Source organism: Brevundimonas sp. SL161 (assembly GCF_049896985.1).
In the GTDB taxonomy this organism is placed as follows: Bacteria; Pseudomonadota; Alphaproteobacteria; order Caulobacterales; family Caulobacteraceae; genus Brevundimonas.
Window position 1 is genome coordinate 1 of record NZ_JAFCVJ010000054.1, and the last position, 6,086, is coordinate 6,086.

Consider the following 6,086-nt stretch of genomic DNA (forward strand, 5'->3'; position numbering starts at 1 on the left):
GCTCAAACACAGCCGACGACTGGCTACCCGATACGACAAGACCGCCGACAGCTTCCTCGGCTTCGTCGTCGTCGCATCCATCCGACTGTGGATCAGACACTTTGTCCACACCACCTAGAAGGAGGTCCCGCCCAGCAGGTCAATCTTCGCACGGCATTACGGTCAGCACACGGGTCACATGAGCGTGGAACTCGGCCATGTAGCTGCGCAGGAACGTCTCAGTCTCCTCCACCGTCACCTCCCCCTCGTCGGTGATCAGCCCGGGGGTGAACTGGATATAGCCCTCGACCGCGTTCATCTGCGGCGCATTCAGGAAGCCTAGGATGCTGCGTAGATGCTGCTGGCCCACCGCCGTGCCGATGGCTCCGGGGGAGGTCCCGATCACCGCCGTCGGTATACGGGCGAAGGAATTGGTCCCCCAAGGACGGCTACCCCAATCGATGGCGTTCTTGAGGGCACCCGGGATCGAACGGTTATATTCCGGGGTTACGATCAGCAGGGCGTCCGAGCCTTTGATCGCCGCCTTGAAAGCGTTGGCAACAGGCGGATAGTCGGCATCGTGGTCATAGCTGTAGAGGGGTAGATCGCCGAAGCTAATCTCGTTGAAGGTCATGCCTTCGGGCGCGAGACGGGTCAACGCCTTCGCCAGTTTTCGATTGATCGAGTCCTTTGCGAGGCTTCCGACCAAGTAGCCGACTTTGAAGGCGATCATTCGCGTTCTCCCGATGGTCGCCAACCGCGACCCCTCGATGTCCGCTAACGCACGACCGGCAGCCAGTATCCAGACGATGCGCCTGACCGGACCACGTGGGTTAATGTCCGCTAAGGGTTGGGAGCGAGCTATCTCCTGCTGGTGGAAGGCAGATAGCAGCGTGAGACGCCGCCTCGGGAAAAGCGTCGTCCGGTTTGATCAGCCGCGAATGGACTGAATAGCGTCTTGGCATGCCTGCTCGCACCGCCGGCAATGCTCCGCGCAGATGCGGCAATGCTCGTGCTTGCTGGCGTGCTTCTCACATTCTTCAGCGCACAGACCACAAGCAATGGCGCAGGCTTGCATGGCAGCAACAATCGTCTGCTCGTTGCTACCCGTGCGCCGCGTTCCGAGCGAACCAGCCGCCAAACACATATCGGCGCAGTCAAAGTTCAGCCGGATGCACTGTCTCAGCTGCGCGACCATCTCTTCGGCGAGACAGGCATCCGCACACGAGGTGCACGTCTGGGCACAGGAGTAGCACTCCTCAATGCACTTGATCAGAACATCATTCGTGCTTCCGGCGACGTCGGGATGGGCAGCAATCATGTCTTGCATATGGTGCATGGTCATTTCCTTCTCGAATGGCGAGCCCCTACTTCAAGGATTTCGAAGGTCAGTAGTTCCGCCCATCGGGTCAAAACGTGCAATGTCCGGAATGGGTCGGGAACCATCATTAGCCCCATGTTGGAAAGCAGACATTGGACAGCCGTGCCGGGAGCGGACGTTGCCCGCGTCGGCTAGGGGTGGATAGCGGACTTCTTTCGTTACTTTCGCACCGACGACGGTTCGCTCTTTGCCTGACGACCGGGATCATTTGAAACGGTGCGGCGTTTCCACGGGATGGGTTTTCAACCTCGGGGAATAAGCTGTTGCTGGGAAAGAACCTGATCCGGTTGGTTTACAGGAGCGATTCCTGCATCTCCCATGATGACGCGTCAGGGCTGGATGCAATCTTCAATGTGTCGATCCGCAACAATATGCGTGACGGAATCTCCGGTGCGCTTGCTCTACCTGATGGAAAGTTCGTCCAGGTTTACGAGGGGGAGAGGGGCAAGGTGGACATGCTCATGAAACGAGTGCGGGCCGACAACCGTCATGAGAACCTTACCGTTCTGGGGGAATGGGAGGTTCAAGCTCGGCTGTTCAGGGGATGGTCCATGGCTCGGCCCGATCCTACGCCGCTGAGCCAGCAGTCCTTCCGGATCGTCACCGAGAATGGAACGGGGGCACAGGTGACATCCATCCTGTTGGACCTGATGAGCAAGACTGAACGCCATTATCTCGCCAGCCAGGTTTTCTGACCTTCGCGATTGTTGCCTCGTGCGCCGCATCAAGGGCCACTCGGTGGGAGGCCCCAGACGTCGCCTATGGGTCGAGAACCGTCATTGGTTTTGCGCCGGATAGCGGACGTTGGCGGGCTTCAGGCATAAGGCACGTGATGTTTCACTGGCCGCCTATATTTGAGCGTGCCCGTTCTTGTCGGCAAACTCTGGGCTCGGGCATTCAAACTTACACCGCTGCGCTCAGGGCCTGAAGACGGCTCAATCCTTCAATAACCTGACATCGAGCGGCAGAAACGCGATTTTATGCGTGCGTTAATATCGGAAAAGTGTGGGTCGGTGAACGTTGGCTGTCGATATAAGGCGACGGTTTTGATGTCAGGATGATTGACTGAACCCTGATGCCATGGGCCCTACGGCTGATAGGACTTCGCTCGCTCGACGAGGTGGCAGAGGTCCAGGTGCTTGTAGCAGACCCGCGAGATCTGCTCGTGGAGTTCGTCTAGGGACACAGCATCGTAGTAGTAGGCGTCCATGCCTACATTGGCGTGCCCCAGCATCTGGTTCTGGATAGCCCGATCAATGCCTCTCGTTGCCATGGCGACTTTGAACGTGTGTCGGAACGAGTAGAAGGTCGGCTTTGGCTGTCGCTTTGTGCAACTCGGGATGAACACCTCGTTGAACCGTCTGATCCACCTAGCCCCTGAGTAGAGCTTGCGGGCGTCCTTCGAGGCCTTCCAGTGCGGGAACAATCGGGCATTTCCCGATGCCCCCATTCGCACCGCATACGCACCGAAGCCGAGTTCTAAAAGCATCGGATGAATGGGGACTTCACGCCGGGCGTTCGAGGTCTTGAAGGTCACGTAGAAGGGCTTGTCGTCCGGATCGTTCGGGTCGAACTCGGTAAGAATGCTGATGAAGGGGATACGGCTGAGTTTGACGTCGGTCACGGCGAGCTGACCAATCTCACTGGGCCTGATGCCGGTGAAGAGCATCAGAAGTGGTGCCCAGAACCGATGATCGTCGAGCATCAGCTCGCCGGCTACTCCATATTGAGCGCTAGACTTGCAGCCGGTGAATACGGGCAAATCGAAGAGGGCTGTGAGTTCCTCTTCCTTGAAAGAAGGCCGTTGACCGCCCTTCTTGGTCGAGCCTGTGACCTTGACCCGATCGGTCGGCGATCCGTCTGGCCAGCCCTCCCCGACCGCATATCCGAAAGCGGCACGAAGGACAGCGAAGTGCGTGTCGCGGATCGTGTTCGAACTTAGAGTCGCGTAGGGCACATCCTTCCGCTTGTTCAGGGCGATGGCGTCGGCCAGCGACTTACCCGGGAACCGTTGCGCCGCGTTGGTGGGGCACTGCCGCAAGCGCTCAATGAAGCTCCAAATATCGTCCCGGGTGATCTCAGATATGGCGCGCGGCGGACCGAGGTGGCTCACGAACAACGGGACGACCTGTGCGGTGACCTTGTGATGCCAGGACGGTCGCTTCGGATTATTCTCGAGCATGTGGTTGCTCAGATGCGTGATAGTCCAGTTGGATTGCGGCTTGAGGTTGCGAGAGATGCCCCTCCCCACAGCCTTTGTGGTGGGTTCGATTTCTTGCCCGAGCCACGCTAAGTGACGCCCATGGATAACATCGATCTCGGCGCTGACGATCGCCGCCTCGACACGTCGATACTCTGGTGAGTGCGGCGACACACCCAGTCGGCGAGCCTCAGCGGCGACGAAGCCCGACCACTCAACGGCAAGGTCAACCGCCTGTCCAGGACCACGGACTTGCCGCTGGCCTGGACCTGAAGCGCTTCGGCCAGGGCGCCGCGGAGGACAATGATCGAGCGCACCGGGGGCGGCTCACCGCCATCTGGAGCACACGCTCGCCGCGGCCGCCGCGGTGAAACTCGACCGGTTGAACCTCATCGTTTGGGACAAGAAGGCTGGAGGCATGGGCAGCTTCTACCGCCCCCGCCACGAGCTGATCTTCCTGTTTCGCAAGCGCGGGGCTTCGCACCTGAACCGCGTGGAACTGGGCAAGCACGGGCGCGACCGATCGAACGTCTGGACCTATGAAGGTGTCAACGGGTTCGGCGCGGCGAAGGCCAAGGCCCGTGAGATGCACCCGACCGTGAAGCCGTTTGCTCTCGTCCGGGATGCCATCCTCGACTGCACCGCCAAGGGTGACGCGGTCCTGGATCTGTTCAGCGGCAGCGGCACCACGATCGTCGCCGCGGAGAACGTCGGCAGGCGCGGCTTCGCCACGGAACTCGACCCCCGCTACGTCGACGTGGGCGTGGTCCGCTGGCAGGAGTTCACCGGCCGCGAGGCGCGTCTGGCTTCGACGGGTCAGACGTTCCGGGAGGTCCGGGCCGAACGCGCCAGGCTTTCCAATCTGGCTACTCAAGGGGCTGATGTCGCGATCCCTTCCGCCGAGATCAGCGCCCTGCCCGCCCCCCGCGTGCGGGTCCGCACCCGTCTGGCCGCTTGAGGGAGATGACCCATGTCTGATGACTATGACGTCGGCTACGGCCGACCACCCCAGGCCACGCGGTTCAAGACGGGCCAGTCCGGGAACCCGAAGGGCCGGCCCAAGGGCGCCCATAATCTGCACACCCTGCTGTCCGACGCCATGCAGACCCGGGTGCCCGTCACGATCGAGGGGCGTCGGGTCTATCTGACCAAGGCGGAGGTGGCCGTGCGTCAGCAGGTCGACAACGCGGCCATCCACACGTCGCGTTCTTCCTCCGTGGTCAGGATCACTGGCATGGCCTTGCGGTGATAGGTCTTCACCGGCTCGGAGGAATCCGTCGTCAGGAAGGCGAACAGGTCGCTGGTCTCGGGGCCGGTTTTGATCTTGCGCACGCCAGACCATTGGAGAGCATGAACCCCGGCGAAGAAGGCGAGCGGCTGATCCTCCGATAGGGCGAACCAGACGTTCTTCCTCGTGCCCTCGAAGTCCTGATCAGGCTCGCTGAAGGCGTTGAACGGGACGAGGCAGCGGTTCGCCTGTCCGAGCCACGGAGCCCAATGGGCGTTCATCTTTCCGGCCGCGTTCATGGTGTTGCGGACGTTGGTCACGCCCTTGTCTGGCTCGATCTCCAGATAGCGTTTGAAGGCTTCGTCATCGATCACCTGACCTTTGGCGCGCAGCTTGTCGACACGCTTTCCGGTGGCTTCGATCAACGCCTTCTTCGAGGTCGGCATGCCCCATCGTGCCTTCGTCAGGATGCGCTCGCCATCGTCGTTCAGTCGCACGATCGGGGCCTCATAGTCGGGATAGATGTCGCGCGGTTCGAGGTTTCCGACGACGCTGAGCATCGCATTCGTCATGGCGAGTATGTCGCTTGGCCCGAATTTGGCGCGGTAGAGGTTGCACATCCCCAGACCCTGCCATGCGCCCATGCGGCTGTTGAGTCCGTGCCACTGGCCTTGGAGGCCCTGCAAACACCGTTGAAGCGGTCAAGGTTTCCTTTGCATCGGTCGGGACAGTTGCGCGCCATCCGCTAGGGTCTGAACCGTCGGCTGGCCTCTGGCTGTGCCGGGTCCGGCAAAGGTCGTTCTCGCTGCTCGGGGGGCAGCCTGGGCGGGACGGTTGGCGTTGTCTCGGCCCACTCCGGCGGCCACTCTGCCCTCAGTTCCATGCAGCGATTGATCGCTGAAGGCGTGCCGTGAAAGGTGATCGTTCCGTTGCAGCCCAGGCGGCGACAGGAGGGATGACGGTTCCATAGCGTCTCTTCGTCCCCAAGCCTGAAAGCGAACCATTCGAGGTCTGCCGGCATCACCAGAAAGCAGGTGTTGCAGACGGACCAGACAACCCAGGCCTGATCGAGCATCTGGCCGATCGTCGCCGCGCGACAGCGCCACCACGAGACCGGTCGGTTCTCCAGCTTGACGTAGCTCATCAGAACCAGAGGGCGAGCGCGGCAGGTGAGATCGGCCCATCGGTCTGGGATTCATTGCGGGTGTAGGACACGCGGGCGACCCGACTGCCGCAGCTACACCGAAATCGGCTGGATCGGCCTTCGACCGGCCAGTACCGCGCGGAGCCGAACAGGG

At 61.1% G+C, this 6,086-nt stretch carries 8 protein-coding genes and 1 pseudogene; 5 read left to right on the forward strand and 4 right to left on the reverse strand.

Annotated elements, in window-relative coordinates:
• Positions 1–118: pseudogene (locus ACP7AU_RS17265) on the forward strand (IS5/IS1182 family transposase); the annotation flags it as partial.
• A gap of 21 nt (positions 119–139) precedes the next feature.
• Here ACP7AU_RS17265 and ACP7AU_RS17270 read toward each other — a convergent pair.
• A complete protein-coding gene (locus ACP7AU_RS17270) occupies positions 140–712 on the reverse strand; it encodes an NADPH-dependent FMN reductase (RefSeq protein WP_426052213.1) in 573 nt (190 codons plus the stop codon).
• A gap of 225 nt (positions 713–937) precedes the next feature.
• On the opposite strand from ACP7AU_RS17270, the gene ACP7AU_RS17275 reads away from it, so the two are divergent.
• Positions 938–1,495, forward strand: coding sequence for a hypothetical protein (locus tag ACP7AU_RS17275; protein ID WP_426052214.1), 558 nt, complete (start codon positions 938–940; stop codon positions 1,493–1,495).
• A 128-nt stretch (positions 1,496–1,623) separates the two neighbouring features.
• Positions 1,624–2,055 (forward strand): BLUF domain-containing protein, encoded by a 432-nt coding sequence (locus ACP7AU_RS17280; protein ID WP_426052215.1) that lies wholly within the window; start codon positions 1,624–1,626, stop codon positions 2,053–2,055.
• A 392-nt stretch (positions 2,056–2,447) separates the two neighbouring features.
• Here the strand turns inward: ACP7AU_RS17280 and ACP7AU_RS17285 are convergent, their stop codons facing one another.
• On the reverse strand, positions 2,448–3,734 hold the full coding sequence (locus tag ACP7AU_RS17285) for a tyrosine-type recombinase/integrase (protein WP_426052216.1): 1,287 nt from the start codon (positions 3,732–3,734) through the stop codon (positions 2,448–2,450).
• Between the two features lie 208 nt (positions 3,735–3,942).
• On the opposite strand from ACP7AU_RS17285, the gene ACP7AU_RS17290 reads away from it, so the two are divergent.
• Both ACP7AU_RS17290 and ACP7AU_RS17295 read left to right on the forward strand, forming a co-directional pair.
• Complete coding sequence (locus ACP7AU_RS17290; RefSeq protein WP_426052217.1) at positions 3,943–4,518, forward strand: DNA-methyltransferase; 576 nt, start codon at positions 3,943–3,945, stop codon at positions 4,516–4,518.
• A 12-nt stretch (positions 4,519–4,530) separates the two neighbouring features.
• Positions 4,531–4,809, forward strand: a complete 279-nt coding sequence (locus ACP7AU_RS17295) for a DUF5681 domain-containing protein (RefSeq protein ID WP_426052218.1) — start codon at positions 4,531–4,533, stop codon at positions 4,807–4,809.
• On the opposite strand, the gene ACP7AU_RS17300 is transcribed toward ACP7AU_RS17295, so the two are convergent.
• Positions 4,731–5,432, reverse strand: coding sequence for an SOS response-associated peptidase family protein (locus tag ACP7AU_RS17300; protein WP_426052219.1), 702 nt, complete (start codon positions 5,430–5,432; stop codon positions 4,731–4,733). The genes ACP7AU_RS17295 and ACP7AU_RS17300 overlap by 79 nt on opposite strands.
• Before the next feature lie 101 nt (positions 5,433–5,533).
• Positions 5,534–5,932, reverse strand: coding sequence for a hypothetical protein (locus tag ACP7AU_RS17305; RefSeq protein WP_426052220.1), 399 nt, complete (start codon positions 5,930–5,932; stop codon positions 5,534–5,536).
• Between the last annotated feature and the right edge of the window lie 154 nt (positions 5,933–6,086).